At 65.1% G+C, this 25,809-nt stretch carries 23 protein-coding genes; 6 read left to right on the forward strand and 17 right to left on the reverse strand.

The window, feature by feature from the left end; translation table 11 throughout:
• Positions 1-21 precede the first annotated feature (21 nt).
• Both B7R93_RS12140 and B7R93_RS12145 read left to right on the forward strand, forming a co-directional pair.
• Positions 22-1,329: a zinc ribbon domain-containing protein gene (locus B7R93_RS12140; RefSeq protein ID WP_103021031.1), complete on the forward strand. Its 1,308-nt coding sequence runs from the start codon at positions 22-24 to the stop codon at positions 1,327-1,329.
• A gap of 107 nt (positions 1,330-1,436) precedes the next feature.
• Positions 1,437-2,111, forward strand: coding sequence for a TPM domain-containing protein (locus tag B7R93_RS12145; RefSeq protein ID WP_103021032.1), 675 nt, complete (start codon positions 1,437-1,439; stop codon positions 2,109-2,111).
• A gap of 179 nt (positions 2,112-2,290) precedes the next feature.
• Here B7R93_RS12145 and B7R93_RS12150 read toward each other — a convergent pair whose 3' ends face one another.
• The 8 genes from B7R93_RS12150 to sufB all read right to left on the reverse strand — a co-directional run bounded on the left by B7R93_RS12150 (position 2,291) and on the right by sufB (position 10,669).
• A complete protein-coding gene (locus B7R93_RS12150) occupies positions 2,291-2,707 on the reverse strand; it encodes a VOC family protein (protein WP_103021033.1) in 417 nt (138 codons plus the stop codon).
• Positions 2,708-2,736: 29 nt separating this feature from the next.
• Positions 2,737-4,323 carry a sigma 54-interacting transcriptional regulator gene (locus B7R93_RS12155; protein ID WP_103021034.1) on the reverse strand — a complete coding sequence of 529 codons (1,587 nt, stop codon included), beginning with the start codon at positions 4,321-4,323 and terminating at the stop codon, positions 2,737-2,739.
• A gap of 76 nt (positions 4,324-4,399) precedes the next feature.
• Entirely contained in the window at positions 4,400-4,810 is a 411-nt protein-coding gene (locus B7R93_RS12160) for an SUF system Fe-S cluster assembly protein (RefSeq protein WP_423815908.1), read from the reverse strand.
• 189 nt (positions 4,811-4,999) lie between these two features.
• Positions 5,000-5,425, reverse strand: coding sequence for a SufE family protein (locus B7R93_RS12165; protein WP_103021036.1), 426 nt, complete (start codon positions 5,423-5,425; stop codon positions 5,000-5,002).
• A 97-nt stretch (positions 5,426-5,522) separates the two neighbouring features.
• On the reverse strand, positions 5,523-6,779 hold the full coding sequence (locus B7R93_RS12170) for an aminotransferase class V-fold PLP-dependent enzyme (protein ID WP_103021037.1): 1,257 nt from the start codon (positions 6,777-6,779) through the stop codon (positions 5,523-5,525).
• A 79-nt stretch (positions 6,780-6,858) separates the two neighbouring features.
• Complete coding sequence (gene sufD, locus B7R93_RS12175) at positions 6,859-8,199, reverse strand: Fe-S cluster assembly protein SufD (protein WP_103021038.1); 1,341 nt, start codon at positions 8,197-8,199, stop codon at positions 6,859-6,861.
• 87 nt (positions 8,200-8,286) lie between these two features.
• A complete protein-coding gene (gene sufC, locus B7R93_RS12180) occupies positions 8,287-9,057 on the reverse strand; it encodes a Fe-S cluster assembly ATPase SufC (RefSeq protein WP_103021039.1) in 771 nt (256 codons plus the stop codon).
• A 148-nt stretch (positions 9,058-9,205) separates the two neighbouring features.
• On the reverse strand, positions 9,206-10,669 hold the full coding sequence (sufB, locus tag B7R93_RS12185; protein ID WP_103021040.1) for a Fe-S cluster assembly protein SufB: 1,464 nt from the start codon (positions 10,667-10,669) through the stop codon (positions 9,206-9,208).
• Between the two features lie 320 nt (positions 10,670-10,989).
• On the opposite strand from sufB, the gene B7R93_RS12190 reads away from it, so the two are divergent.
• A complete protein-coding gene (locus B7R93_RS12190) occupies positions 10,990-11,322 on the forward strand; it encodes a HesB/IscA family protein (protein ID WP_103021041.1) in 333 nt (110 codons plus the stop codon).
• A 121-nt stretch (positions 11,323-11,443) separates the two neighbouring features.
• Entirely contained in the window at positions 11,444-11,839 is a 396-nt protein-coding gene (locus B7R93_RS12195) for a hypothetical protein (protein WP_103021042.1), read from the forward strand.
• A 56-nt stretch (positions 11,840-11,895) separates the two neighbouring features.
• On the opposite strand, the gene B7R93_RS12200 is transcribed toward B7R93_RS12195, so the two are convergent.
• From B7R93_RS12200 to B7R93_RS12220, 5 genes are all read right to left on the reverse strand, one after another.
• On the reverse strand, positions 11,896-12,399 hold the full coding sequence (locus B7R93_RS12200; RefSeq protein ID WP_103021043.1) for a DUF192 domain-containing protein: 504 nt from the start codon (positions 12,397-12,399) through the stop codon (positions 11,896-11,898).
• Between the two features lie 37 nt (positions 12,400-12,436).
• Positions 12,437-12,916 carry a DUF192 domain-containing protein gene (locus B7R93_RS12205; RefSeq protein WP_103021044.1) on the reverse strand — a complete coding sequence of 160 codons (480 nt, stop codon included), beginning with the start codon at positions 12,914-12,916 and terminating at the stop codon, positions 12,437-12,439.
• 18 nt (positions 12,917-12,934) lie between these two features.
• The gene (locus B7R93_RS12210) at positions 12,935-13,402 is read right to left on the reverse strand and encodes a GNAT family N-acetyltransferase (RefSeq protein WP_103021045.1); all 468 of its coding nucleotides are present in this window, start codon (positions 13,400-13,402) and stop codon (positions 12,935-12,937) included.
• Between the two features lie 104 nt (positions 13,403-13,506).
• The gene (locus B7R93_RS12215; RefSeq protein WP_103021046.1) at positions 13,507-14,619 is read right to left on the reverse strand and encodes a coproporphyrinogen-III oxidase family protein; all 1,113 of its coding nucleotides are present in this window, start codon (positions 14,617-14,619) and stop codon (positions 13,507-13,509) included.
• A gap of 10 nt (positions 14,620-14,629) precedes the next feature.
• On the reverse strand, positions 14,630-15,640 hold the full coding sequence (locus B7R93_RS12220) for a hypothetical protein (RefSeq protein WP_232798388.1): 1,011 nt from the start codon (positions 15,638-15,640) through the stop codon (positions 14,630-14,632).
• A gap of 118 nt (positions 15,641-15,758) precedes the next feature.
• On the opposite strand from B7R93_RS12220, the gene B7R93_RS12225 reads away from it, so the two are divergent.
• Positions 15,759-16,937: a DNA double-strand break repair nuclease NurA gene (locus tag B7R93_RS12225; protein WP_103021047.1), complete on the forward strand. Its 1,179-nt coding sequence runs from the start codon at positions 15,759-15,761 to the stop codon at positions 16,935-16,937.
• Positions 16,938-16,994: 57 nt separating this feature from the next.
• On the opposite strand, the gene B7R93_RS12230 is transcribed toward B7R93_RS12225, so the two are convergent.
• Positions 16,995-18,290, reverse strand: a complete 1,296-nt coding sequence (locus B7R93_RS12230) for an SWIM zinc finger family protein (RefSeq protein WP_157942292.1) — start codon at positions 18,288-18,290, stop codon at positions 16,995-16,997.
• A gap of 149 nt (positions 18,291-18,439) precedes the next feature.
• Here B7R93_RS12230 and B7R93_RS12235 point away from each other — a divergent pair, with 149 nt between their 5' ends.
• Positions 18,440-19,555 carry a type III polyketide synthase gene (locus B7R93_RS12235; RefSeq protein WP_103021049.1) on the forward strand — a complete coding sequence of 372 codons (1,116 nt, stop codon included), beginning with the start codon at positions 18,440-18,442 and terminating at the stop codon, positions 19,553-19,555.
• Positions 19,556-19,588: 33 nt separating this feature from the next.
• Here the strand turns inward: B7R93_RS12235 and B7R93_RS12240 are convergent, their stop codons facing one another.
• The 3 genes from B7R93_RS12240 to B7R93_RS12250 form a co-directional block, all read right to left on the reverse strand.
• Positions 19,589-22,111, reverse strand: coding sequence for a lamin tail domain-containing protein (locus tag B7R93_RS12240; protein ID WP_103021050.1), 2,523 nt, complete (start codon positions 22,109-22,111; stop codon positions 19,589-19,591).
• A 99-nt stretch (positions 22,112-22,210) separates the two neighbouring features.
• A complete protein-coding gene (locus B7R93_RS12245; RefSeq protein ID WP_103021051.1) occupies positions 22,211-23,506 on the reverse strand; it encodes a M20 family metallopeptidase in 1,296 nt (431 codons plus the stop codon).
• Positions 23,507-23,639: 133 nt separating this feature from the next.
• A complete protein-coding gene (locus tag B7R93_RS12250; RefSeq protein WP_103021052.1) occupies positions 23,640-25,796 on the reverse strand; it encodes a vWA domain-containing protein in 2,157 nt (718 codons plus the stop codon).
• Positions 25,797-25,809: the final 13 nt, after the last annotated feature.

The raw sequence follows: 25,809 nt of genomic DNA on the forward strand, positions 1-25,809 counted from the left end.
CGCACTGTTTTTCTGCCGATTATGTCCGATTCCACTCGCCCCTGTCCCTCGTGCGGTGCCCGCGTGCCGGCCTCGTCCAATCGCTGTGATCTGTGCGGAACCGCTGTCGACGAATCGGGCGCGGAGGCCGAAGCAGATGGAGCGGAGGCAGAAGCGACCGAGACCGAAACCGACCGAGCCCAGGAGACGTCGTCGGATTTTGACAGCACCGATGCCGAGCCGGACGAACAGCCCTCCGTCTTCTGCAACCAGTGTGGGTGGGAAAACCCGCCGGGCGCGCGGTTCTGCAGCCAGTGCGGCGAAGAGCTTCAGGATCTCTCCGGGGCGAATGCCCCGGACGGAACGCGACCGATCACGGCGGACCTCCCCACCAATGCTTCCGAAGGAACGAGCAACGAGAGCCCTGCCCCCAACGGGCCTTCATCCCCGGAGGAGGCGGAACGGGCGATGGGGCGGCAAATCGCGATGCTCGTGGGAGGAGCCCTTGCGCTCGTGGTTGGGCTTTTCTTCGCGACGCAGTGGAGCGCGCAATACGAATGGGGCGGAGAGGCGTCCGAGGGCGCGTCGTCCGCCCCGGCCGGGAATGAGGCGTCTCCCTCCGGTGCAGCCGGCGGATCGCCGCCCATGCAGTCCGGGGAGAGGAGGACAGGAGAAGAGCTGACAGACCTTCAAACCCTTCTCGAGGAGACGGGCACGTCGTCGGTCGGGGGGGCGATGGCGGGACAGATCGACTCATTGGAGACTGCGATCGAACAAGCCTCCGGCTCGGGCAAGCGAGCGGCCCAGTCGGAGCTGGTCAATCTTCTGATTGGGGTGGGACAGCCGGGCCGGGCGGCAGTGGTGCAGAACGACATTGCGGACGCCACCGGGGCCGCGGACGCCCAGCGTCGCGCCGCCGATCTCCTGTACCGCTGGATGCAACAGCTGCAGAGAGAGGAACAGCGGCAACAAGTTCTCGAAGTGGCCCGGCACGCGGCACAGGCCTACCGGACGGTCGTGGACCAGCGTCCCGATGACCTCGACGCTCGAACACGAATGGGGGAGGCCTACCTCCTGACGAATCGCCCGATGCGCGGCATCAAGGCCATCAACGCGGTGCTCGACGACGACTCGACGTTCGTCCCGGCGCGGTTTCAGAAGGGCCTCGCGCTCCTGCAGATCAACCGCCTGGATCAGGCCACGGCGGCGTTTGAGCAGGTGAAGGAATTCGCCGGGGAGGGATCGCCCTTCACGCGTCAGGCCGACCAGGCTCTCAAGATCATCGAGAAACAGCGGCGGCAGTCGTCCTCCGGCACGTCGTCCGAATCGGGCGGCGCTGGTGCCCCGTAGAGGAGAGCGGTTCGTCCTGGGACCGACCGTGGGGATATGCTTCTGGGGACGGCCCTCGTTCTGTGCCCTCACTCACGCCTATCCAGTTCTAGATTTTGTGGTGGACCATGGACACGATGATTGACCGTCTCGATCAAGATCGCATTCGGGACGCCGTGGGCCGCGCGGAGGAGCGGACGGCCGGCGAGATTGTGCCGGTGGTCGTGCCACGCAGTGACGACTACGAAGTAGCGGTGTGGCGGGGCATTGGGGCGGCGATGCTTTTTGTCCTAACGGGGGTGTTGCTCACACTCCAGTTTTACGATGGGTGGGGCCTCGGGTGGCTCTTCGCCCCGTGGGGCGTGGCCCTGTCGGTCCTCGTGGCCGGAACGACGGGAGGCCTTCTCGCGCGATATGTCTACCCCTTGCAGCGAGTGTTGGCCGGGAGTGATCGTCTCGACGAGACGGTGCACCGGCGGGCCCTGCAGGCCTTCATCGAAGAAGAGGTGTTTGACACCCGAGACCGAACCGGAATCCTGGTCTTCGTGTCTCTTCGAGAGCACCGGATCGAGGTGCTTGGGGATACCGGCATCAATCAACAGGTGGAGCCCGGTGACTGGGCCGAGGTCGTTGCTCGCATCCAACGCGGAATCCAAAACGACAACCTGACGAATGGCCTCGTGGAGGCCGTTGAGATGTGTGGCGACCTCCTGGAACGAAGGGGGGTGGACATCCGCCCGGACGACGAGAATGAGCTCACGGACAGTGTCCGAACGCCCAGGCAAGAGTCGAACGACGACTGAGGCAAGCCTTCGGCGTCTGTTTCAATTCGCCTTCCGGGGCATCCCAGAGAAAATTTCCTCGTGGGGACGCTACAAGTGGTCTTGGCCGGCCGCCACTCTCTCCTTCCCCGATGGGCGCGGAGGGCACTTCTTCGACGGCCCTCAGCTCATCGGTGCTCGCTTCCCCCATCCGGGACAGACTATCCTTTCTCAATTTCGAGCACCAGCCCGTCGGCGTCCCGGGCAAAAAGCCGTCCCTCTACTTCTTCGTAGGGATGGTCGGCCGCGTCGAGGCGAGAGCGGAGCGAGTGCCATTCGCGGGACGGCAGAGAAAACCCGAGGTGATGAATGCCGCCTCGTCCCGGCACGGACGGGTGTTTCATCTCCTCCATCTCGATCAGCTCCACGACATCCCCCCCGCGGTCGTCGGCAAGCAGAGCGCGCTGCCGGCCGGCACGCACGGGGTCGTCTTCCACGGTTCGCAGCGAGAGCCCGATGAGGTCGACGTAGAAGGAGACGGCCGCGTCGAGGTCCGTAGTCATGACCGATGCATGGTCGAGCTGGACATCCACTGCGGGTGTCGCATCCGTACTGGGGGAGGAAGGGTCGGCAGGCATGGGGGGGAGAATGCAAGGAAGAGTGTCGGTCAGGACGCAGGAGTCGGCTCCGAGGTTGTCTGGAAGGCGGACGCATCGACGCCGAGCCGCTTCATCTTCTTGTAGAGCCCCTGCCGGGTTAGGCCCAGCACGTCCGCCGAGGCGGTCACCTGTCCGTCACAGGCCTGAAGCACCCGTTCGATAATGGCCTTTTCAGTGCGGGAAAGCACGTCGCTGAGGGTCCGGTCGGGCTCTAGGATGGCGTCAGGGGGATCCGGAGAGGGCTGAGTCGTGGCATGGTCTCGTGCGTGTTCGACGATGGTATCGAGGAGCATGTCGAGCGTGATCGTTGGGGCCGGTTCGCTCTGCACGTGCACTAGGGCCCGTTCGATCTCGTTGCGGAGCTGCCGCACGTTGCCCGGCCAGTTGTAGCGGAGCAGGGCCTCCATCGCCGGTTGTGTAATGGAGACGAGGGACGAGCCCTCCGGGCGCATCTGGTTCAGGAAGTGACGGGCGAGCAGTGGAATGTCGGGGCGTCGCTCGCGGAGGGGCGGAACGTGGAGAGTGATCACGCGCAGACGGTTGCGCAGTGCCGAGCGGAAGCGGCCTTCGTCTACACGGGCGCCGAGGTCGGCAGTTGTCGTGGCGACAACGCGGACGTCCGCCGGCTCCCCATCAGCCTCGCCCGCCGTCGGAGCGGCCTCCGCATCGAGGAGATCGAGCAATGAGGACTGCAGGGAAGGGGGGAGGGCGTCGACGTCTTCGATGACGAGTGTTCCGCCGTCGGCGGCCTGCACAGCGCCAGGGCGAGACGAACCCTCGGCCCCGAACAGTTGCGCTTCCAACGACTCACCGGCCTGCGTCGGGTCGCACGAGATGTGTTTGATGGGGCCGTCGGCCCGGGGGCTCGTCGCGTGAACCGTGCGCGCCACGAGACGCTTTCCGGCACCGCCCTCCCCGGTGATGAGCACAGGACTTTGGCTCGGCTGAATCTGCTGGATCGTCTCGGCCACGGCCTGCATCTCACGGCTCTCCGCCACAAACCCGTCAACGACTGTTGACGGATCCGTTCCCGCAGCGGGCGGCGTCTCTTCGTCGGGGCCCGCTGCGGGGGACCGGCGCCGAAGCTCGTGGAGCCACTGCTCTGCCTGCGTGTCCTGAAGGCGGTCGAGGAGCCCGGATGCGTCATCAAGCACACGGTGCAGAAGGCCGTACTCCCCGAGGGCGTCGTAGGCCTCGGCCTGCCCCAACAGGGCCCAGCTGCGACCCACCGGGTCACAGATCGAGGCGAAGAGCTCCTGGCTCTCTTTCAGCAGGCGCAGTCCCTGGGTTGCCTCGTCCACCGCCTCGGAGCGACGCACATGGGCCCAGCCGCGCCAGAGTGCCACGTCGGCCCGGACGCACGTGCACAGGTCCGATACCTCGTCGGCCGCTGGGAGCAGGTCGAGCGCCCGATCCGGATGGTTGCGATGGGTCGCCTCAACACGGGCCAGCACTCCCCGGAGCAGAATCTGCCCTGTGCTGGCGGCCGGGGCCGTCACTGGAGTGAGCAACGGCTCCACCATGTCGGCCACGTCCTCTGCCCGCCCGTCGGCCAGAAGGGTGGTGGCCATCGCAATGGTGCGTGCGTGATCCATCGGCGGGAGACAATCTGTGAGCATCAACGTGCGACCCGAAGCAAATCCGAGCCTCGGCCCGGACGCTCGACGCTGACTACATAAAGCCGAGTTCGAGGCGGGCCTCCTCCGACATCATCTGGGGAGCGAAGGGCGGCTCGAAGGTCATCTCCAGGTTTACACTCTCGACGCCCTCCGTGTCGCGCACGGCGTCTTCCGCCTGGCCGGGCAGAACGCCCGCGGCGGGGCAGTTCGGCGCCGTGAGGGTCATCAGCACGTCCACGTGGCCGTCCTCGCCCATTTCCAAGTGGTAGATCAGCCCGAGGTCGTAAATGTTGACCGGAATCTCTGGGTCATAGATCTCGCGGAGCGACTCTACGACTCGCTGATACAGCTCGTCGTCCGGCGTATCCTGGATGTGATCCGGAACGGTTTCCGGAAGCTCAATCTCGGACTGTTCTTTGTCGTCGGGGATGTCGGTGGCACCTCCGCCACCGCCACCGGGCATGCCGCCCATGCCACCCATACCGCCCATTCCGCCGGGCATTGCACCTGAAGGACTCATGTCGTAGTTGGAGGGTTGGGAACGTTTTTTGAGTGAAGCGGGTCGCCGTCGGGGGGGGGATGCGATGAGGGACTCGTGAGCCGTGAGGGTCTGCTGCGTCACGCTTCCACGGTCACTCCTCAGGCATCACGTTTACGTCTCACGAGCACGCTCCTGCACAGTCTCAATCATGGCCTTGAGCCCATTATTTCGTTGTGAGCTCAGGTGCTCGTGGAGGCCGATGTCGTCGAGGAAGTCGAAGTCCGCGTCCGCGACGGCCTCAGGGGGCTGCTCGTTGATCACGCGAATGATGAGCGCGGCCAACCCCTTCGTAATTTTCGCGTTGCTGTCCCCCTGCACGCACAGGGCCGTGTCGGTCTCGTCGAGTTCTGTCTCAATCCAGACATCCGACTGGCAGCCATGAACGTAGTTTTCGTCGGTCTTCTTTTCCTCCTCAAGCAGCGGGATGTCGTCGCCAAGCTCGATGAGGTACTCGTATCGGCTCATCCAGTCGTCAAAGAGCGAAAACTCATCGACGATCTGCTGCGCACGATCCGAAACAGTGTCCGTGGCGGGCATGAGGGCAAGCAGAAATGATGGAAAAAACGCGTCTTAACTCGTTCGTGTGTGGGGGCTCCCGCGTGCGGTGGTTTCGACGGGACCGTGGCCGGGAGGATCAGCCGAACATCCGTCGCACTTTCTGGAGGCCCTCCACCAGCCGGTCTACGTCTTCATGAGTGTTGTAGGCCGCAAATGAGGCACGGATGGTGCCGGGGAGGCCGTATCGCTCCAGGAGCGGCTGCGTGCAGTGATGTCCGGTTCGCACGGCGACGCCCTCACGGTCGAGCACCGTTCCGGCGTCGTACGGGTGAATGTCATCGAAGACGAACGAGAGAACGCTCGTCTTGTCGGGCGCGGTGCCCACGATCTGGGTGCCCTCGACATTCTGCACGCGCTCGGTGGCGCAGCGGAGCACGTCGTCCTCGTGGGTCTGCACGGCCTCCCAATCCAGGTCCTCAAGGTACTCGACAGCGGTGCCAAGGCCAATTGCATCGGCGATGTTCGGCGTGCCGGCCTCAAACTTGTGGGGCACCCCGTCGTAGGTCGACCCGTCGAACGAGACCTGATCGATCATGTCCCCGCCGCCCTGGTAGGGCGGCATTGCCTCAAGGTGCTCGCGCTTCCCGTACAAAACCCCGATGCCGGTGGGTCCGAAGACCTTGTGCCCCGAGAACACAAAAAAGTCGGCGTCGAGTGCCTGCACGTCGACGGGCATGTGCGGGGCCGACTGCGCCCCATCTACGACGACGGGCACCCCTTCGGCGTGGGCCACGTCGATGACGTCTGCCATCGGGTTGATGGTGCCCAGCGTGTTGGAGACGTGGCTGATGGCGACGAGTGCGGTGTCGTCGGTGAGCATCTCCGGAAGCAGGTCCATCCGGAGTTCGCCGCGGTCCGTGACGGGCAGCACCTCGATCGACGCTCCCACCTGCTCGGCCAGCATCTGCCAGGGCACGATGTTGGAGTGGTGCTCCATCTCCGTAAGAAGGATCTCGTCGCCCGCCTCCACCACCATGCGGCCGAAGGTGGAAGACACGAGATTGAGGCCCTCCGTTGTGCCCCGCGTAAAGATGATCTGGTCGGGGTCCGGCGCATTGAGGAAGTGCGCCAGCGATTCCCGAGCGGATTCGTACGCTTCCGTGGCGTCCTGGCTGAGCCGGTGGACGCCCCGGTGCACGTTGCTGTTCTCCTCGCGGTAGAACCCATCCAGCCGCTCGATTACGGGGGTCGGCTTCTGCGAGGTGGCCGCGTTGTCGAGGTAGGCGAGGGGTGTGTCCTCGTACACGTCCTGCCTGAGTGCGGGAAAGTCCGCACGGAGCGCCTCCACGTCGAACGAGGCCGTTTCGGATGTTGGATGCGTCGTCGCGGGCATGACGAATTGGGGGAAGGTGTAGGAGTAATGGGGGGCGTGTGATCGATGGTGCCCTCACACGGCCGCTCCCTCCGCGGGATCACTCGAAGTAGCTGCCGAAGCGCCGCCGAATCTTGTCCGTGATGTAGCTGCGGAGGGGGGCGATCTTGTATTCGCTCAACACCTCGTCGGTAAAGGCCTGCAGCATGAGGATGTGGGCCCGGCGTTCGGAAAGGCCCCGCGAGCGGAGGTAGAAGACGCCCTCCTCGTCCACCTGGCCGGTGGTCGCGCCGTGGCTGCAGACCACGTCGTCGGCGTAGATTTCAAGCTCCGGCTTCGTGTAGATGTTCGCGTCGGTGGTCAGCACGATCGTATCGTTCTGCTGGTAGGCGTCGATCCGCTGAGAGCCGCGCGTCACCAGCACTTTGCCGTTGAAGACGGCGGTCGACTCGTCGTTGAGAACGTGCTTGTACAGCTCATTGCTGTTGCAGTCCGGCTGCACGTGGTTCATCTGCGTGTGATTGTCCACGTGCATCTCGCCCTTGCCGATGCAGAGGCCGTAGAGGTTCGACTCGCAAAAGGAGCCGTTCACCTCAACCGTGGCGTTGTTGCGCACCACGTCTCCACTAAAGGTAATCGTGTTGGTCGAGTACACGCTGTCGTCCTTCTGCTGGCCGGCGCGCGTGTGGACCTGTGAGGCGTGCGGCCCTTCGTCCTGCACCAGATAGTGCTTCAGGTTGGCCCGCTCGCCGACGAAGGCTTCACTCACCGTGTTCGTGAACGTCTGAGCGTCGGTCAGGGAATGCTGGGTCTCGACGATCTTGGCGATGGCCCCATCCTCGACCACGAACAGGTGACGCGGCTGCAGAAACAGGGACTCTGGGCCGGCTGTGACGTGGAGGAAGAAGATGGGCTTTTCGACGACCGTGCCGGAGGGGACGTACACGAAGGCACCGTCCTGCACGAACGCGGTGTTGAGGGCCGTGAGCGCCTCGTTCTCAAAGTCGGCGTACTGGCCGTAGTGTTCTTCGACGAGGCTGGGGTGCTCCTCGCCGGCCTGGGCGAGGCTGCTGAGCACAACGCCCGACGGCAGGTCGCCGATGTCGGAGAGCGACGCGTCGACGCGACCGTTGACGAGCACGACCCGGTGGGCATCCATCTCGTCGATCGTGAACGGCGCGACGTCGCTCGGGTCGAGCGAAGGCCCCTCCGGGGCCAGCGGGAGGGTGTAAGGCCGGTCGATGGTCTTTGCGATGTTCGTGTACTTCCAGGCCTCCAGATCGTTGGTCGGGATGCCGAGCTGGGCGAAGCGCTCGATGGCGTCCTCACGCTGCTGGGCAATCGAGGCATTCGTTCCGTTGAGGGCCTGGCCGTGATTCACCTCGAAGGCCGAGATAAACCGGTCCTCGGGGCGAACGTCGGTGTCAAGGGTGGTGGTCATGATGGAGGAGTAGTTGAGGAACGGAGACAGAGAGGAGGCTAGGGGGGGACCCCGAGCGCACCATTGCGCCCAGGGATCCCGGGGCCGCTACGCCGCGGCGGCGACCTCTTCGCGAATCCACTCGTAGCCGTGCTCCTCCAGCGTTTCGGCGAGGTCCTTGTCGCCGGAGCGTGCAATCTGACCGTCCATCATGACGTGTATGCGGTCGGGGACGATGTACTGCAGAATGCGCTCGTAGTGGGTAATGACCAGAAAGCCCCGGCTTCCATCGCGGAGCTTGTTGACGCCGTTGGCCACGCTTTGCAGCGCGTCGATGTCAAGCCCCGAGTCGGTCTCGTCGAGAATGGCGAGGCGCGGCTCCAGCATCGCGAGCTGAAAGATCTCGTTCCGCTTCTTCTCTCCGCCGGAGAAGCCCTCGTTGACCGACCGCTTCGTGAGGTCGGCGTCGAGGCCCAGCATGTCGGCCCGCTCGCGCATCTGCTGGAGAAATTCGGTGGAGGAGAGCTCCTCCTGGCCGCGTGCCTCCCGGACGGAGTTGACGGCCTCTTTCAGAAAGTTGGTCATGCTTACGCCGGGAAGCTCCACCGGGTACTGGAAGGCAAGGAAGACGCCCGCCTCCGCGCGCTCCTCGGGCTCCAGCTCCAAAAGGTCCTCACCGTCGTAGCGAATGCTGCCCTCCAGGACCTCGTACTCCTCGCGCCCAGCGAGGACGGAGGCGAGGGTGCTCTTGCCGGAGCCGTTGGGGCCCATGATGGCGTGCAGGGCACCCGTGTCCAGGGTCAAATCGACTCCATTGAGAATGCGAATGTCCTCGTCCTCGACGCCGACGTGTAGGTTTTCAATTTCCAGAAGTGCCATATCTTGACCGTGTATGAGTGGTGCAGTGGAAGAAGAATGTTGTCGTGCGCAGAAAAAGCCAGGGCCTGGGGCCCGGAGCAGAAGAGAACCGGGAGCGTGGACGGAACGGACCGTCGCACGCTTCCGGGCGGCTTCTGCTTTTGCGATGCTACCCGACACTGCCTTCGAGCTCGATGTCGAGGAGTTCCTTCGCCTCCACGGCAAACTCCATCGGAAGCTCTTGGAGGACCTCCTGGCAGAAGCCATTGACGATCAACTTGAGGGCTTCCTCCTCGCCGAGGCCGCGCTGGTGGCAGTAGAACATCTGGTCCTCGCCGACCTTCGAGGTGGTCGCCTCGTGCTCGATCTGCGCCGAGGGGTTGTTGCTTTCAATGTACGGGTAGGTGTGCGCCCCGCAGTCCGGCCCGAGCAGCATCGAGTCGCACTGGGAGAAGTTGCGGGCGTTGTCGGCGTTCTTGCTCACCTTCACCTGGCCGCGGTAGCTGTTGTCCGCGACATCGGCCGAGATGCCCTTCGAGATGATGGTGCTCTTCGTATTCTTGCCGATGTGCTGCATCTTCGTGCCTGTGTCGGCCTGCTGGTGCCCCTTGGTGAAGGCGACCGAGTAAAACTCGCCGACCGAGTCGTCCCCGGCGAGAATGACAGACGGGTACTTCTGCGTCACGGCCGAACCGGTCTCCAGCTGCGTCCAGCTGATCTTGGAGTTGTCGCCCTTGCAGAGGCCTCGCTTCGTGACCAGGTTGTAGACGCCGCCCTCCCCCGTGTCCGGGTCGCCCGGATACCAGTTCTGAATGGTGGAGTACTTGATCTCGGCGTCCTCGTGGGCGACCAACTCGACGACCGCCGCGTGCAGCTGGTTCTCCTTGCGCATCGGGGCGGTGCAGCCCTCCAGGTAGCTCACGTAGGCGCCGGGCTCGGCGACGATCAGCGTGCGCTCAAACTGGCCGGTGCCCGCCTCGTTGATGCGGAAGTAGGTGGACAGCTCCATCGGGCAGGTGACGCCCTCTGGCACGTACACGAACGATCCGTCGCTAAAGACCGCCGAGTTGATCGCGGCGTACAGGTTGTCGGTGTAGGGGACGACCGTGCCCATGTACTCGCGCACGATCTCGGGGTGCTCCTTCGCGGCCTCGCCGAAGGACTTGAAGATCACGCCCTTCTCCTTCAGCTTCTCCTTGAACGTAGTGGCCACGGAGACGCTGTCCATCACGGCGTCGACGGCCACGCCGGTCAGGGCCTTTTGCTCCTCCAGCGGAATGCCGAGCCGCTCGAACGTTTCCAGGATTTCGTCCGGCACCTCGTCGATGCTGTCGTAGCTGGCCGTCTCCTTCGGGGCGGAGAAGTAGCTGATCTCGTCGAACTTGGGCGCCTCGTAGTCCAGGTGGGCCCAGTCGATGGTTTCTCCCCCGTCGATTCGGTCGCGGGCGTGACGGAATGCCTTCAGCCGCCACTCCAGAAGCCACTCCGGCTCGTCCTTGCGGTGGGCGATGTAGCGGACGACATCCTCGGTCAGGCCGTCAGGCGCCGTTTCCGCGTCGATGTCAGTGTAGAAGCCGTGCTTGTAGTCCTCGCTGGCCTTTCCTTCTAGATACTGAGTCTCAGACGTGCTCATAAGCAGTCCCTTGGGGTGTCGTGCGTGATCCGGTGCGGGGGGCATCGGCGTCCCAGGCGAGGCGTCGGACCTGAGTGTAAACCGATGTTTACGCTGCTTTTTCTGTGTCAACGTGCGGTTACAACAGGGGGGCCAGAGGGTCGTTCCCCCGGGTGCTGAGGCCGTTACATTTTTATAGGAAGTTGGCGGTCGACCACAGAGCACGGAAATGAGATTGGTGCAACAGGGGGCGTTGGAAAGAAAAGAGGACGGAGAAACTTTCGATTTGGGCCTGTGGTACGGGACGACCCGTCATCTAGTGGACTCGTTTTGCTCTCGCTATGACCCTTTCAATCACGGATCGGGCCCTCGATCAGATAGAGTCAGTCGCGTCGGACGAAGAGGTGGACCTGGGCGAGACCCTTCTTCGCGTGGCGGTGGTGCCGGGCGGCTGTTCCGGGCTGACGTACGACCTCGGGTGGGAGACGACCGTCAAAGAGGACGACGACGTGGAGGAGCACAACGGGGTGCCGGTGGTCTTCGACAAGAAGACCCGGCTCTACCTCGACGGCTCGGAGCTCGACTTCACGCACGGTCTTAATGGGGACGGCTTTCACTTCTCCAATCCCCAGGCCTCTCGGGAGTGTGCGTGCGGCGAGTCGTTCGGGGTGTAGAAGCGGTCAGGGGTCCGTCAGCAAGGCAGCGATCTTGAGTGGTCATCTGGCACGGAGATGCGTGTAGGACAGGTGAGTCTGAACCGTCCGTGTCCTTGAGTCGCCCACGCCCTCGTCTGCCATGTCCCGCCCCTTCACCGCCGTGGCAATGATGTGCCTGCTCGCATGGGGCTGTTCGCTCGTCGGGTCCGACGACGCGGCCCAAAGCGTAGAGTGGGTGGATTTTGAACAGTTCGCGTCGGACACCACGGCGCTGCGTGGGGAATGGGAGTGGCGGCGCACCGTGTGTTGTTTCGGGGACCTCGGAGTGTCCACGCCGAGATCAATGGGGAGAACCGAGACGGTTCTGTTCACGGACCGTGACACCGTGGAGGTCTACCGCGACGGACGGCTCAAGCGCCAGGCAACCTACGGCGCGTACCTTGAGAACGCGCAGTGGGGCGTTCGGGCGGACACCTTCGCAATCAGTCGCGCGTTTCTGGACGGCCCCGAGTCGGTGTACGTCCGATTGGACTGACGCGTCGTGCCAGAACTCGGCCCGGTCCCAACTCAAGAGGCGCACCGCTGGCTGTCTTATTCCAGTCGTCGCCACCGAATGCGGTCGCCCTCCAGCAGCCCCTGCGAGTCGGCAAACCCGGCGGGCACCTCCACCACGAACCGGGCCGGCGCGTCGGACTCGTAGCGCTCGTTGGAGAAGGGGGTGGTGTACTTGGCGATGTTGACGATCTGCGAGTCTGCATCGACGAAGACAATGTCGAGTGCGACCGGTGTATTCGACATCCAGAAGCTCTGCGGCCGCTCCTCGTCGAAGGGGAAGAGCATCCCGCTCCGGTCGTTGGGGAAGCCCGTGCGCTGCATCATGCCCCGCTCGCGTGCCGAGTCGGTGTCGGCGATTTCGAGGTCGATGGTAACCGTCGAGTCGCCGTCCTGGATGAACGCCAGGCGGCCTTCTGTGGTGAAGGGAATCGTCTCCGTGGTGTCGGCCTCGGTCGATTCGGACGAGTCGGGGGCACCGCAGGCGAGTCCGCTCAGAAGCAGGAGCCCGGCCGAGAGCGTGAGTCCAAAGAGGCGTCGCATGAGGAGAGGGGAGGGAAAATGAGGAAGAGTGGACGGGTCAGTCGGTGGGTGTCCACCGGACCCGGGTACTGTCCGTGAGGCCGAAGCGGTTGCCGAAGCCGGCACGGACCTCGACGACGAACTTTCGGGGGGCCGCTGGCTCTATGGATTCCTCTGAGAAGGGGGTCGTCCGGCGGGCAATGTTGATGACCTGCGAGTCGGGGGCCACGAACACGATGTCGAGGGGAAGCGGGGTGTTCTTCATCCACATGCCCCCTTCGTCCACCGAGTCGAAGACAAAGAGCATGCCCCGATCGTATCCCAGCGAGCGCTGCCGCATCAGTCCCCGTTTGCGCTCGGCGTCCGTGTCGGCAATGTCTACGCCAATCGTCCGGAGCGTATCTGCGTCTGGAGTGAGGAAGGAAAGAGTGCCCTCGACTTCGAATCCATCCGTTGAGGGCTCTGCGCTCTCGTCCGCACAACCGGAGAAGGGAAGCGGGCCGAGGGCCAGGACCAGTAGGAGAGAGGCAAGACGCATGCGAGTGCAAGGGGACGATTAGAGAGCACGTTCCATATACACGGCCTCCGGAAGCGGGTTGTGATAGTACGCATCCCGTTCCTCAAACCCAAGAGACCGGTAGAGGCGCCGTGCAGCGGTCATGGAAGCCACCGTGTCGAGGCGCATCGTGTCGTAGCCCAGCGTTCGGGCATTCTCCATGATCGCCGACGCCAGTCTCCGGCCGAGTCCCTGCCCCCGATGCGCCGGCCGCACGTACAGGCGTTTCATCTCACAGACGCCCTCCTCGTCCAGCGGCTGGACGGCCACGACGCCTACGGGCCTCTCTGGCACGTCCGCCAGCAGGATGGCCCCGTCCGGCGGGGCGTACGGTCCGGGGAGAGCGTCCATCTCTGCCTCAAACTCCTGAAAGTCGAGATCGAAGTCCAGGCCGTCGACGTACGCCCGAAACAGGCGACGGGCGGCGTCCAGATCGGCCTCGGTCTCGGCGCGGCGAAGTGTAGGCATTGAGGCGACTGTGGAGGGCACCTTTGCGAAGGGACGGCGACTCTACGAGGCGGGGAGTGCGCGCCTTTCTTCTATGAAGCGAGCCCAAGCGGACCTGGCACACCTCAAATCCCACGAACCAGCCGGCGTGTGATGGCGTCGGTGAGAAGGCGGCCGCGGTCCGTCAGGCGCACGCAGTCCGGGTCGTCGTGGATCAAACCCTGTTCGCGGAGGCGCTCCAGCGTGTCGGGCTTGCGGGCTCGCAGGGCGAGGTCGTATCGGTCAGCCAGGGTGTTCAGGTTCAGTCCTTCCTGTGTGCGGAGACGAAGGAGAACGTATTCGCGGGCGAGGGCCGATGTCTCCAGCGTCTCGGTCCGGGCGACAGGGGAGACGCCGTTTTGAAGCCGCTCTACGTACGTCGACAGGTCCGCGACGTTCGCCCACCGCCGTGCCGTTGAGGGGGCGGCCCGGGGGGGCCACCAGAAGCTTTCCGCGCCGGGGCCGAGGCCCAGGACGGAGCCGTGAGCGTAGACGTGTTCTTGGTGGCCGGAGCGGTGGCCGGGCCGGGCGAAGTGGGTGAGCTCGTAGGGCTCGTAGCCCTTGGCCCGGAGGAAGGAGAGGGCGAAGGCCAACTGGTCGGCGCGCTTGTCTGGGGCGCCCGTCGTCATCTCGTGGAGCGTGAGGTGGGGAATGTCCAACATTACGGCCCGGTGGAGGCTCGCTTTCCAGGCGGTCCGCGACTGGCCCTCATCGCCGAACAGCAGGTCCACCGAGACATCGTCGAACCCGGCCCCTCGGATTCGTTGAAGGGTCCGAGCGAGGTCGTTGGGGGAGTGCGCCGCCCCTGCCCCGGATGGGTCGGTCCCGGCGACCGAAAGGCCCTCAACGCTCAGACGCGGGACGCCCCAGCGGCGAAGGGTTGCCAGGTACGCCGGGGACGCGTCGGCGGGATGCAGCTCGACGGTCACTTCCTCGAGGCCGGAAGGGTCAACGGTGCGGGCCAGGGCCTCCACGAGCGGCCGCAGTGCCGCCGGCGGACAGAGCGACGGCCGCCCCCCGCCCACGTAAAGCGTGCGGAGCTTTGCGTCCGCGAGAAGCGAATCGGAATACTGGCTGATCTCCTGGGCCAGGGCGGTCGCGTAGGCAGACGCGCCGGGTGCCGGGTCACACGTGGTGTACGCGTCGTCGTAGGGGCGAGGTGCCTCCCGGAACGGTACGTGAATGTATAGGCCAGCCACGGCAGGGGGGTTATTCAGAAGAGGTGGCAAGGGGCGCCGATTCTTTCCAGCGCTGGATTTCGACGTGGTCCTTGATCACGTCCAGCGATTGGAGCACGACCGACCGGGCGAGTTGGTTCAGGCGCTGGTCGTATTTCGGGCTCATCAGAGCGTCCGCCGAAACCGAAGTGACCTGTGTGATCGCCTGGTCGTTGTCGAAGGAGCAGACGTCGGTCACCATCTGGTTAACAACACTGAATACGATGTCGCTGATGGCGTTTTCCAGCAATGTAGCCACGGGGCGCCCCACGCCCGGCAGTGCGGCGATTGTGCTGATCTCGCGATTCCGATCCACGGCGTCCTCGATGACCGAATCGAGGTACTCGTGAAAGTCCTCCTGCTGCTGCTCATAGGCAACCGCCGTGGCCTCCTGCAAGCGGTGCGTCACCGCCTCGATCAGGGCCTCTCGCTGTGGCGCAATTACCTCGCGTCCGATCCGCCGGGTCACCGCCTGGCTCGAGCGAATCTCCGTCTGCAGGCCCTCGATGATGCGGACCGTCACGCGGTCGCTGATCTCCTCCAGCACGATGTCGCGGTATTTCTCGAACGTCTTGTAGAAATACGTCTCCCGGAGATCGACCAGGCCCGTCCGCTGCAGCTTCGGAATCATGGCCACGAGCCGCAAGAGGCGGAGCGACCGCAGCGACCCGACCGGAATGCAGCCGAGCACGTCGTACCAGTGCACGAACGGGTAGAAGAACCAGCGGTGGTAGCGCTGCCGGTAGATGGCCAGGCCCCAGCGCACGAGGATTTCGACGACGAAGATCGAGACGAACGCGAGGTCGTACAGCAGGAAATGCTGGTGGATCGTCTGGTCGTACCAGGTGTATAGCACCGGGGCGTAGTTCTGCATTTGCGTCTGGACGACCGGGCTGGCGAAGCCCCAGTCCACGATGAGGAGGGCGAGGTTGGCGACGATGAGGACCATCATCGCCAGGTCCACGGTGAGGCCCAGGGTTTCGCGCGCTGATCGGTCGGCCATGGGGAGAAGAAGGGAGTGCATCCAACGTTGAGGGTGAGCGCCCCGCACAAAGCGGCATCCCCAATATCCGGCATGCGCGGCAGAATCTCGAAGTGACTGTATCCAACCCCCTGAAGAGATGCTCGACCTTCGACAGCTTCGAGACCAGCTGGACACATTTACGGAGTTCCAGACCGACCGGACGAGCCGTCGAACCGCGCAGCGGGACCGGTGCGAGGCCCTGCTCCGCGTCGGCCACGAGAACTGGAAGGCGGTGCGGGAGGCGGTCGCCACCGCGCAGCCCCGTCGGTTGGTCGCACAGATGCGCGAGCCGCCCGCCGCCGTGCACGCCCCCCCGGAGCGCCCGTCTCCCATCACGGTGGTGGCGACCGACGGCTCACAGATCTACCCGGCCCGCCACGTGGAGCCGCCCTTCTTTTTGCTGAACGTGAGTCAGGTTGCCTTCCAGTACGGCACCACAGAGGACGCGCGCCTCGACGCGGTGCCGAGGCTTCACTTCCGGGAGGAGGTCGATGATCGCTTCGACGCCCGGGTGGAGACGATCACCACCGAGCTGGTCTCGGCCCTTCGGGACGAATTGGAACTGGAGCATCTTCTCGACGCGGCAGTGTCGGCTCAGGTGCAGGATCGCCCCCTCGTGGCCCTGGCCGACGGGACCCTTATTCGGTGGATGGTGCGGGGCATGGACCACGAGGCCCTCGAAGACGAACTGATTGCCCGATATACGGAGCACCTCGAAGACATCCGGGACGCAGGCCTCGCGCTGGCGTCCTACGTGAGCATGCCGGCCAGCACCGAGGTCGTCAACCTGCTTCGGTTCGTGGGGGGCGACCTTGACCCTGATCCTCCGGTCGACGCGTCTGAGGTTGCGCCTGAGCCGAAGCTCGACGGTGTGCTCGACCGCCACGTGCTGGACGCGGTGCTCGCTCCGGGGGAGCGATCGGCCGTCTTCGGGTCGGCCTCGCACATTCAGGGCGAATACCCGGCCGGTACGGACATCTCGTTTTTCTACGTGAAGGTGCCGGGGCCGGCCGGGGGCGAAATCGGGCGTGTGGAAGTGCCCCGATGGGTGGCCGAGACCTCAGCGTTTATGGATCGCGTGCACGCTACAGTTCTCCAGGAGTGCCGAAAGGGCGACGGCTATCCGCTCGCCTTGTCGGAGGCACATGAGCGGGCCGTGGTGCGGGCCTCAGAGCGGGAGGCATTCTTTCGCCTCATGGAGCGACGTCTTCGAACGGCTGGCCTGGGCCCGGTTGGATCGCGCAAGCGACGCTCGAAGCAACGGCCCCGCGTCTAGGTAGCACGCCGACGGTCGCCTCCACCCACCAGGGGGCCATGCCCCAGGCAAGACGGCTCATAACAGCCCCGCCTGCTCAAATTCGTCGCGGGCTGCGGGAAGCCGATGCAGTTCCTCGTCGTAGAGCGCCCCCAGTACATCCGACCAGCGGTCGGGGTCGGCCCGGTCGCACAGGACCTTCACGCGCTCTTTGTAGATGTCTAGGGCCGCCTCCGGATGGGAGGCCTCGACCGCCTCGGCATCGAGTGCCTTCTCCCTGCGGCCCCCTGACAACAGGCGCCCCACGAGGTCCTCAGTGCGTCCGGTGTCTCGGTAAATTTGAAGGGCCGTCTCCTCGTCGAGCGAGTCGGCGCGAAGGTCTAACAAAAAGCCGCCCAGCGCTTTGCGCTTCCAGGCCTGAGGTGAGGCATCAGATGACCCAAGGACAATCACGCGGCGGCCGTCTGTGGAACCGTCCATCCCGGGCAGACGAGCGCGCACCCATTTAGAAATCTGTCTTCGCTCCGGGGGGCGGGAGGCGTCCAGGAGAATCTGTTTGGCAGCGTCGCCGAGGCCGTCCCCGTCGGGGGCAAGGTCCGTCACGTACGCTTCGAAGAGGGTTCGGAGAATATCTTCGCGGAGATCGAGGGCATCCACGTCCGCGAGTGCGTCTCCGAGCCGCTCGGTGCAGGTCTGGACGAAACTGGCCAGATGCCCGGAGCTTTCCGGGAGGTTCGGGTAGTGCTCACATCCAACATCGGTCAACAGGCGATACACGGTTGCGGCGTCGTCTCGTCGCCCCTGTGCAGCCAAGTTATCCCCGAGGGAGAGGTATGGCTGAATGTCATCCACAGCCTTCGTCCTTGGATCCGTGTCGTGCTCGTGGCTCGGGGCGGCGGCCTGGAATGCCGCCTTGATGTCCCCACGCAACGGGGCGGGATCGAGGGGGGCGTTGGCCTGAGCGGACGCGGTAACGAGGCGTTCGAGGTCCGGGTGTCGATCGATCATCCGCAGGAGGAGATCCACGAGCTCCCCTTTTGGTCGCTGCCGGAGGGTTTTTCCCAGGGAGGCCTGCGTGGAGAACGCCTCTGCCGACTCCACCCACGTCGGCAGCAGGGCCACGACGTGCTTGCAGTACCCGCCCCCGCCCATCGGACAAGAGCACTCCGCGTCCGAAATCCCTGCTGTGTCCAGCGTGGCTTCGATGTGGTATGGCTGGGGCTGAGAGCCCCGACACTCGGCTTTGAGGATGTGTCCCACCCGCCGAGGATGCTGGATGCGATCGTGACGGAAGTAGGTGTCCCCCCGATCAAAAAAACGCTGCTCGGTCCAGTTGCGAACGTCGCCGCGGGAGAGAGCGGGAAGGTCGGGCACAAGGCGCAGTCGGTCTTCGGGGGGACAGGCTGGCAGGTTGGATGGTGGATAAACCAGTTGTGACGCGATAGTGCCAACTCCCACACGGGTCACGCGTTTGCCCGAAATGGTTTCCGCTTCTGCTCCTCCTTGATTGTCCAGCGCTTCTCATGCACACCGTCATCGAGTCGATTGCCACCGGCAACCCATCCCTCCGTACCCCCCAGACGGAGGCGGCCGAGTTCATGCAGCAGATTGATCGTTTGCCCGAGCCGCTGCGGGCCCGGCTGCCGGCACTCTACGAGCAATCGGCCATCGACTACCGGTACTCGTGTGTGGACGACTACGGCGAAGACAATCCGGGGGCTTTTACTTTTTTTCCAGAGAACTGGTCGCTCGACCCGGCCCCGTCCACCAAGGAGCGCAACGAAAAGTACCGGGAGGCCGCCATTCCGCTCGCGGAAGACGTCGCGGGCCGGGCCCTCGACGCGGCCGATACAGAGGCGGACGACATCACGCACGTGGTGGCCGTGAGTTGCACCGGCTTCTTCGCCCCGGGGCTCGACATTGAGCTCGTAAAGCGGCTGGGCCTGCCCGCAGACACCGAGCGCACGTTCATCGGCTTCATGGGATGCTACGCGGCGTTCAATGCCCTGCGGGTGGCCCACAGCTTTTGCCAGAGCCAGCCCGACGCCCGAGTGCTGGTCGCATGTACGGAGCTGTGCACGCTCCACTTCCAGGTCGACGACACCCTGGAAAGCGTCGTCGTCAACTCCCTGTTCTCGGATGGCGCGGCGGCCACGGTGCTCTCTGCACGGACGGACCGGGAGGCCCGCGGCCGGATGACCTACGTCGACGGTCAGAGCCGCCTGGACGACGACTCGATGGAGGACATGACCTGGGCGATTGGCAACACCGGCTTCCTGATGGGGCTCTCGTCGCGGGTGCCAGACGTGATCGCCGACCACCTGCCGGGCTACGTCGATGGGCTTCTGGGCGCCAACGACCGGGCCCCCGAAGACCTGGACTTCTGGGCCGTTCATCCGGGGGGGCGGGCCGTCGTGGAGCGGGCGCAGGACGTCCTTGGCCTCGCCCCAAGCGATGTGCAGCCGAGCCTGGAGGTCCTCCGGCGGTACGGCAACATGAGCTCGCCGACCATCCTGTTTGTCCTGAAGCGGATCTTTGAGCAGGCCGCCCAGAGAGACGGTGCGCCGCCCGATCGGGGGGTGGCCATGGCCTTTGGGCCGGGCCTCACGATCGAAGGGGCGCTTTTCGAGCGCGCATAGCCCCGGTTGGGAATGGGAACGACCGGCTGCGAGTCAGTTCAGGGGGCGGCCCACCACGACCGTTTCCTTGAGCTCGGTGGTGGTGCCGTCGTCGGCCTGGACCGCCTCGAGCAGGACCACGTAGGGGCCGACGCGTACCCGATCGCCTGCATCGTCGCGCCCGTTCCACACCAGCTCGTCACTACGGCCAGAAAGCCGGGCCTGTTCAAGGGTGCGCACGCGGCGGCCTCGGGCGTCGAAGATCCGAGCCCGGACGAGGCTTGGGCGGGCGGACAGGGTGTATTGGATGCGGGTGGCTCCATCCCGCTCGATGGAGAAGGGGCTGGGGCGGATGTCAATCCCGGGGGCGGCGGGCGTGTCGTCTGGGGGAGCTAGGGACACGTCGTTTGGGGCCCCCGGCGTGCCGCCCGCAGACGCTGTACTGCTCGTCCAGTTGTCTCCCTTGCTGGCGTTGGCGGTCGGGCTGATGCGCTCCAGTGCGCTGCCTTTCGGATCTGCGAGACCGGCGGCGTGCCAGTCGGGGGTGTACGAGAGATCTGCAACGACGGTGCTGTCGCGGCGGTGTACCCGAACGCGATCGCCGTCGTTGCGAAGGCCCAGTGTGGAGCCGCGCACAGGGAGGTAGCCCACCGCGTCTGATGCCAGCGGCGCGTTGGGAAAGGCAGCGGCTAGCTGAGACGACTCGGGAGAGGCGGCGTCCTTCGGGGCGGCCGCCACGATGGCGAACCCCCCGGGTGCGAGGCGCCGTCGCCGTCCGACCCGCAGCGTATCCGCCGTGCCGTTTTCCGTGGGCCGGTCGGTCAGCGCCAGTCCGCTGAGCGTCAGGGGATGGTCGGCGAGACTCCGAAGCTCCACGTATTCCACCTGATTGGGCCGATCGTCAAAGTCGTCGGCCAACGGATTGAACATGAGTTCATTGACGATCAATGTGACGGGATGGGGACGCCGGGCGAAGGGCAGGGAGGCCCGGTCGCGCCGATTGCCCACCCGGTCGCGCACATCGGTGACGACGACGGCCTCGGCCGTTGGGGCCTCCGCAAGCGACAGACGCACGACGCTGTCGGCCTGGACGCGGGTTTCCACGACCGTGGATCCATCGAGCTGGAACGCCTCCGGTGGGGTGCTGGCCGAGCGAATCGGTTCATTGAAGGTGACCGCGGCGGCCAGAGAGTCCACCTGCTCGGCGAACGTGGGCTGTGGGGGGGCAGTGTCGGGCGCGTAGCGACTGTTCTGCGCGCCGGGCGTTGCCCCGTTCGGGGCGGTGGACGAGGCGAAATTCGACGCATCGTCCGAGGGGCCGCGCGGGTCGATGCGCTCCAGCGACCGGCCGTCGCGTCCCCCCCACGAGGGGACGAAGGACACGGCGTCAATCTCGGTGTCGGAGGGGGCGTGCCGCAGGACGATCGTGTCCCCGCCGTTGTTGAGGGCGTCCCATCCCTCCGGGAAAATAAATTCCACACCGGGATAGGCGTCGGCGAACGCGTCTGCATCCCGCACGAGCACGACATACTGGCCGGGGCGAAACAGCGTTTGCGGCGGGGCGGCCGGGGCAAAGTCTCGGGCCTCGTCGGCGTAGCGGAAGGCGCCCAGGTCGAAGGTCTTGTCCGAGCGGTTGTACAATTCGAAAAACTCGTTCGACGCGGGCGAGGGGGCGTACAGAAGCTCGGAAACCACCACGTCGCCGGGGGCTGGCGTGTCGGGGACGACATAGGAGAACGAGACGGTGCCGTCGTCCTGCACGTTGCCTCGCAGATCGGCGATGCCGGTGACGACGAGAACGTACTCGCCGGTGGAGAGGGATCGCGACAACGTGCAGTGAACCTGCGTGGGAACGTCGTCGTCGACCTGGGTCCCGGTGACGGAGGGAGTCCCGGCCGAGTCGAACTGGAACGCCTCGGGGGCGACGGTAGCGGGATCCACGGGTTCGGAAAAGACCACCGTCAGCGAGTCTCCACGTTGGGGGGGAATGACACGGACGAGGGAAGGGGGCGTCTCGTCGGGGGCGTACACGCTGTTTTTCGTGCCGGGGGTGGCGCCGGATGCGGCCTCCGACGACGCAAAGTTTGTCCCCGTGTCCGACGGCCCGCCCGGGTCGATTCGTTCCAGGGATCGGCCACCGCTTCCCCCCCACGATGGGTCGTACGGCACGGAATCGAGGGAGGTGCCGGAAGGGGCATGGCGGAGGTAAACCGTGTCGCCACTGTTGTTGAGGGTCGGCCATCGTGCCGGTGCCAGAAAGGGCACGCTCGGGTACGCGGCCGTGAAGGCTCCGGGAGCACGGACCAGCACGATGTAGTCCCCGCCATCGAGTGTGGTGTCGGTGGTCGTCACCGGCTCGTATGACCGATTGGCGTCTGCGACGGCAAGCTCGTCGAGCGCAACAGGGTTCTCGGACCGGTTGTGGAGCTCTACAAACTCATTCGTCGGGGGCGACGGGGCGTACAGGATCTCGTTGATTACTACGTCGCCGAGGGACGGCTGTGCGGGGACGGCCTGAGGCCTGAGGGCAATCCCGAGCACGAAAAAGACAATGGCGCTCCATAGAAGTGGACGCATGGGCCCATGGTGGTCCAGACCAGAAGGAGCAGAGCACTTGTTGGAAGATTTGAATAGAACATAATGATAGGGCGGGCTCTGATCAAGCCCGGGCGGAACTCAGTGGGCCACCTCGGAGGAGCCGTTGTCCGTTGATGTGAGATGGGAGGCGGGGTGGGCACCCTTTAGCCCCTCCCGGTTGAGGTGGTTCAGTAGCACCCGAGCCATCAGGCGCGACGTGGGGGCGAGGGGGGTCTCATCGAGATCGAACCGGTGGTGATGGAGGGGATAGCTGGTCTCCGGTCCAGACGCCGTGCCGACCCGAACGAAGCCCCCGGAGACGTGCTTCAGGTAGTGGGCAAAGTCTTCGCCCCCCATGCTCGACTCTGGAATCTGGTAGACTGCCTCCTCCCCAAACGCATCCCGAATGGTCGCCTCCACGTTTGCAATGGCCGCCTCGTCGTTGATGACGGGTGGGGACCCGTCGTCAAAGTCCAGCTCCACGTGTGCACCGTGGAGCGTTTCCATCCGTTCGGCGATCTGGTGCATGCGGTTGCGGATCGTCTCGCGGTCGTTCGGCGATACGGTGCGCAGGGTGCCGCCGAGGGAGGCCTGTTCCGGAATGACGTTGTGGGCCTCGCTGCCGTCGAGCATGGTGACGGTCAAGACGCTCGGGGTGCGGGCGTCGGTGATGCGTCCCGCCAGTTGGTAAAACTGATTCATCAGCTGCGAGGCGATCCAGACGGTGTCGACGCCCTTGTGGGGCCGGGCCGAGTGGCCCGTCCCTTCCTGGCGGATTCGAACTTCGAATCGGTCGGAGGAGGCCGTGGCGGGGCCGGTGATGAGGCCGTAGCGTCCCACCTCCAAGGTGGGGTCGACGTGCACCGCGTACACGGCGTCGAGGTCTTCGAGGATGCCTCCACGGATCATGAGGGGGGCGCCACTGGGAAGGCCCTCCTCGTTGGGTTGAAAGAAGACGCGCGCCCGTCCCTGCAGTTGCTCGCGGTTGTTGTGAAGCACCAGGGCGACCCCGATGGCGATGGCTGTGTGGGCGTCGTGACCACACAGGTGGGCGACGTTGGGCGTTTGCGAGCGATAAGGCACCTGCTTCTGGTCCTGCGTGGGAAGGGCGTCGATGTCGGCCCGGTAGCCCACGGCCCCACCGGAGCCCTCGCCTTCAATGTCGACGTACAGTCCCGTGCCGGCGATGGGGCCGTGCACGTCGAGCCCATACCCCTCGAGCGTCTCCCGGATAAAGCGGGACGTGTTGTGTTCCTCCATCCCTACCTCCGGATGCTGGTGGAGGTAGCGGCGTACTCCCACGAGCACCTGCGCCAAAGACTGGGTCTCGTCGGTGACGTTGGCGATGGGGGCAGGGAGGTGGGAGCGATCAACGGGGGAGATGGAGGAGAGCATTCGGGGCCGCAAGATTCATGTGTAACGTCAGCGATTAGGCTTGTCTCGGTGGTGCAAGAGAAGCCAATGGTATAAGAAAAGCTAGGGTTGATCAACGAAATGGGCCCCGAAGAGATTCGGGAGAAATGGTCTTTCAGGTGAGTCCGAGAAATTTTCGCAGCGTCCATTCGCTGGCCAGGAGGGTGAGAATGGCGATCAGGAAGAGTGAGGTGCGCCAGAGCTCGGTCTCCGAGGACTGTTGGACCACCTCGCTGGAAAAAGAATCCTGCCTGGACAAGTCGGCCGGCAGCTGGTCGGCCGTCCGGGACGTATAGGCTGCTCCGCCCGCGCGGGTGGCCAGCTGGCGCATGAAGACGGGATCGGCGCGCGGTGCCTGGTACTCGATCCGAAGGGGAGCCACGGAGAATTCGCCTTGGTCCGTGCCCAGAGGGGCCCCGTCGAGCTGGGCTTGGGCCTCGTACCGGTACGTCCCCTCCGGCAGCGTCCCAATCTCAAGTGTGTATCGACCCTGCCCCGTCGGATCCATGGTGTAGGGAGACTCGGTACCGGTGGAGTCGGTGACCACTATGTCCACCGCCGCCTCCGACACCGGCTGCATGCTCTCGTCGTACACCTGTCCGGTGAAAGAAACGGCCTCGGTTCCGCCAAAGGTAGAGGCGGTGGGGCGGACGCGCACTGGCGAGTCGTTGTCCTCGGTACGTGCCCACCGGAGCAGGTTGGAGGCCAGGCCGGGCCAGAGCGGATCGGCTGCCCGGAGCGCCGAGGGCAGAAGGGCCCATCGCCACACCCCACTTCCCAAAAACGCGGCGGTTCGCAGGCCTGCACGGCGACGGAGGACCAGCAGGGGAGCGGATGTCGTGGCGGCGGTCCCAAGCACCTGGGCGTCCGGAGAGGGGGACCATGCGGACGTGGGGATTTGAAGGGGCGGGAGGCGCTCAAACAACTCCTGCTCGGCGCCTTCGATGCGATAGACGGGATGCTGTCGGGCGCTTTCCACGACGTCGAAGGAGGCCTCCGTCCCCCCCGAGCCCGTGGTCGTGGGACGGGCCGGCAGAACCGAATCGAAGTGTTCGTTCCAGGCAGTGAGATCGGTCTGGCGGTCAAGAAAGAAGAGGGCCGGGGTGCCGTCCTCCACGAGCGCAGCGACACGCTGCACTGTGTCGTCGGGCACGGAGGGGCTCGGAAAGCCGGCGAGTACCACCACGTCGAAGCCCGATAGGTCGTCCGGCAGCGGGCCTTCGAGGAATGTCCCGTCAGGGGTCGAGACGCGGGCTGTAACCTCTGTGTCGGCGGTCTGCTCGTAGACGCGGCGAAGGGCACTCACGTTGGGGGAGGGAGCTGCGCCGAGCACGAGCACCCGTCGCTTCCGTTCTAGAACCCGGAGCGATGCCGACTGTGCGTTGTTACGGGTCGTCACTTCGCCGGACTGTTCGGGGACCCGCACGGTCAGTTGCTGGAGGCCGGCCCGCTCGGGCGCGAAGGTGAGGTTCACCGAGGCCTCGCCGGTGCCGCTTGGCAGGCGTACCTGGCGCTGATCGAGCGTGCGGCCGGACTGCTCAAGGGTCACGGGAATCGGCCCGCCGGGGCCTCCCGTGACACTGAGGGTAACGCGGACGGGCACCGACGAATCGAGGTAGGCCCGCTCGTTGGTCGTGACGCTCTGTACCCGGAGGTCGCGCGGCCGGGTGGTGTCGCCGACGGTGACGGTGTGGACGGGAACGGGCGATCGATCGGCTGCCCGCAGGGGATTTTGTCCAGTGTTGTGCTGCCCGTCAGAGACGAGCACGATTCCGTCCAGGTTTTCGTCCCGCAGCGCTTGGGGAACCCTTTGGAGGCTGCTCGTGAGGTCGGTACGAGCGCCGTCGAAGCGCAACGAGTCGGCGATCGACCCGGAGAGGGGCCGTGACGCCTCCCCGAGGGAAAAAAAGCGCGTCGTTCCTGGCGTTTCCTTGTCCCGGAGAGCGTCTACGACGGGGCGGACGGCCGTTCGAGCCGTCGTGGGGCGGGCAGTGGAGGTGTCTCCGGCCGTGACCACCTGCATGCTCTGGGTGTCGTCTACGAGGACGGCCAGAACCGGTGGGCGCTCGCGCGACTGAAATTGCTGCAGAACCGGCTCGAACAGAAGAAAGCAGATGAGGGCGAGGGCGAGGAAGCGAAGTCCCCCTAGCAGCACGCGCCACGTCGCAGTGAGCGAAGGGACGGTCGACCGGTAGGTCCAGTACGTGAGGCCTCCCGCCACCGCCACGCACAAGAGAAGGAGCCAGGGCGAGTACCCGAAGGAGAACGCCATGCCGACGAAGAAC

Origin of the sequence: Salinibacter altiplanensis (assembly GCF_002894645.1) — a bacterium.
Lineage (GTDB): Bacteria > Bacteroidota > Rhodothermia > Rhodothermales > Salinibacteraceae > Salinibacter > Salinibacter altiplanensis.